The organism is Pseudomonas sp. K5002 (assembly GCF_013386655.1).
Classification (GTDB): domain Bacteria; phylum Pseudomonadota; class Gammaproteobacteria; order Pseudomonadales; family Pseudomonadaceae; genus Aquipseudomonas.
The window spans coordinates 1-3,037 of the sequence record NZ_JACARK010000188.1 but is presented as its reverse complement, the minus strand read 5'-3'; the positions used below and the strand labels follow the sequence as shown (position 1 = coordinate 3,037).

Genomic DNA, 3,037 nt, shown 5'->3' with positions numbered 1-3,037 from the left:
CCCTGCGGGAGCAAGCTCCCTCGCCAAAGCGTTGATGTTTGCCACAGAAATGCCGGAGCACTGCGAAACGAAGCAAAACTTTCGTCTTCGCTACCATTTTTCGACGCAAGCCCACGGTTTCTCTTGCTCGTAGGCTTGCTTCACACCACAAGAACAAAGGAGTACCCCGATGCCGAGCACCGCGATCAGCGCCAACGTTGCAGCCGTCGATCCGGGCGCCTTGCGCCAGGCCTTCGGCACCTTCGTCACCGGAGTCACCGTCATCACCACCCATGACACCGATGGCAACCCGCGCGGCATGACCGCCAATTCGTTTACCTCGGTGTCCCTCGACCCGCCGCTGCTGCTGGTGTGCGTGGGCAAGTCGGCCGCCAGCTACACCGCGTTTGCCAGCACCGAACAGTTTGCGGTGAACCTGTTGCACGAAGGCCAGGTGGACGTCTCCGGGACCTTCGCCTCCAAGTCGCCAGACAAATTCCACACCGTCAACCACGACACCGTGCACACCGGCGCACCGATCCTCACCGACAGCCTGACCTGGTTCGACTGCAGCGTGCACCAGCGCATCGAAGCCGGCGACCACCTGGTGCTGATCGGCCAGGAACTCGACGCCGCCTTGCTCGAAGCGCAACTGCGCGCTGCCCTCAGCGTTTAAACCATGCATCTGCTCAGGACCCAGCCCGGCGGTTTCGTTTCGGATGACAACATCGCCGACCTTGGGCAAACCCCCGCGGAGCTGGTGATCCTGTGCAGCGGTGATTCCAGCCTGGCGCTGCTGGCCGAAGCGGCCCAGCAGTTGCCCGAGGATTACCCGAGCCTGCGCCTGGCCAACCCGATGCAGGTGCAGAACCATGCTTCGGTCGACCTGTATGTGGACGAGGTGCTGCGCCACGCCAAGGTCATCCTGATTTCGCTGCACGGCGGCATCGGTTATTGGCGCTACGGTGTCGAGCGCCTGGTGGAGTTGGCCGAGCGCGGCGTGCAGCTGATCCTGGTGCCGGGGGATGATCGCCCGGACCCGGAACTCAGTGGCCTCAGCACCGTGGGCGCCGAGGAACGTGACCGGCTCTGGCACTTCCTGCGCCAGGGTGGTTTGGGGAATGCGCTGGATTTCTATCGTTGCCTGGCCGCCGGCTACCTTGGCCGCGATTACGCCTGGAGCGAGCCGCAAACCCTGCCGCGCACGGCGATTTATCACCCGCATAAAGCCAATGCCCGTCTCAACGATTGGCAGGCTGACTGGCAAGCTGATTTTCCCGTGGCGGCGGTGCTGTTCTACCGCTCCCATTTGCAGGCGGCCAACACCGGCTTTATCGATGTTTTTTGCCAGCGCTTGCAGGCCGCGGGTCTCAACCCGCTGCCGATGGCGGTGGCCAGTTTGAAAGAGCCCGGTTGCCTGACCGTGGTCGAGGATTTGCTGGACGAGGTGCACGCCTCGGTGATTCTGAACACCACCGGTTTTGCCCAGTCCAGCCCCGAAGCGCCACACCTGCGGCCGTTTCGCCGCAATATCCCGGTGATCCAGGCGATTTGCGCCCAGGACAACGAGCCCGGCTGGCAGGCCAGCGAACAAGGCCTCGGCCCTCGGGACCTGGCGATGCACATTGCCTTGCCGGAGCTGGACGGGCGCATCATCAGCCGGCCCATCAGCTTCAAGGACCTGGCCTGGCGCAGCGAGCGCAGCCAGTCGGATGTGGTGTGCTATCGCGCACAGCCGGAGCGCATGGACTTTGTCGCCGAACTGGCGCGGCGCTGGGTCGAACTGGCGCGGGTGCCGAATGGCGAAAAGCGTATCGCGCTGATCCTCGCCAACTACCCGACCCGGGACGGACGTATCGGCAACGGCGTGGGTCTCGACACCCCAGCCGCCGCGCTGAATATCCTGCGGGCACTGAAAATCCAAGGTTATCCGCTGCCGGACGAGCTGCCGGAAAGCGGAACGGCACTGATCCAGGCGCTCTTGGGCGGCGTCAGCAACGACCTGGACAGCCTCGACTTGCGTCCGTGTCATCAGAGCCTGGCGCTGGATGACTACGAGGCGATGTTCAACCGCTTGCCCGAGTCCAATCGCCAGGCCGTGTTGGCACGCTGGGGTACGCCTCATAGCGATCCGATGTTCCGCGACGGGCGCATGATGATCGCGGGCCTGCGTTTGGGCCTGACCTTCGTCGGCATCCAGCCGGCCCGGGGTTACCAGGTGGACGCGAGTGCGGTCTATCACGACCCGGACCTGGTGCCGCCCCATGGCTACCTGGCGTTCTACTTCTGGTTGCGCCACACCTACGGCGCCCACGGCGTGATCCACGTTGGCAAGCACGGCAACCTGGAATGGCTGCCGGGCAAGGGCGTCGGGCTTTCCGAGAACTGCTGGCCCGACGCACTACTGGGGCCGCTGCCGAATATCTACCCGTTTATCGTCAATGACCCGGGCGAGGGCGCCCAGGCCAAGCGCCGCACCCAGGCCGTGATCATCGACCACCTGATGCCGCCGCTGACCCGCGCCGAAACCTATGGGCCGCTGCGCGACCTGGAGTTGCTGGCCGACGAGTATTACGAGGCACAACTGCTCGACCCACGGCGTGCCCGCGAGCTGCAAAAGGACATCCTCAAGCTGGTGCGCGAAACCCGCATCGACCAGGAACTGGCCCTGGACGAAAACCTCGACAGCGACGCCGATGCGGCGATCTGGCTGCCGCGCCTGGACACCTACCTGTGTGACTTGAAGGAGTCGCAGATTCGCGATGGCCTGCACATTTTCGGCGAGTCACCCGAGGGCCGCTTGCGCATCGACACCTTGCTGGCGTTGTTGCGTATTCCGCGTGGCGATGGGCGCGGGCCGCAATCGAGCCTGCTGCGGGTATTGGCCAAGGCCTTCGACCTGGGCTTCGATCCGCTGGACTGCGCCCTGGCCGAGCCGTGGACGGGGCGCCGGCCAGTGGTGTTGCAGAAGATCGACACGCAGTTGTGGCGCACCGCCGGCGACACCCGTGAACGCCTGGAGCTGTATGCCGCGCGCTTGATCGAGCAGGCGCTGGAA

2 protein-coding genes are annotated in these 3,037 nt (G+C 64.6%); both read left to right on the top strand.

Features of this window, described 5'->3' with window-relative positions; genetic code table 11:
• Positions 1-169 precede the first annotated feature (169 nt).
• On the top strand, positions 170-655 hold the full coding sequence (locus HX846_RS10690; RefSeq protein WP_256739803.1) for a flavin reductase family protein: 486 nt from the start codon (positions 170-172) through the stop codon (positions 653-655).
• Between the two features lie 3 nt (positions 656-658).
• Positions 659-3,037: cobaltochelatase subunit CobN (cobN, locus tag HX846_RS10685; protein WP_178965362.1), on the top strand; the 2,379-nt coding region annotated here is incomplete at its 3' end.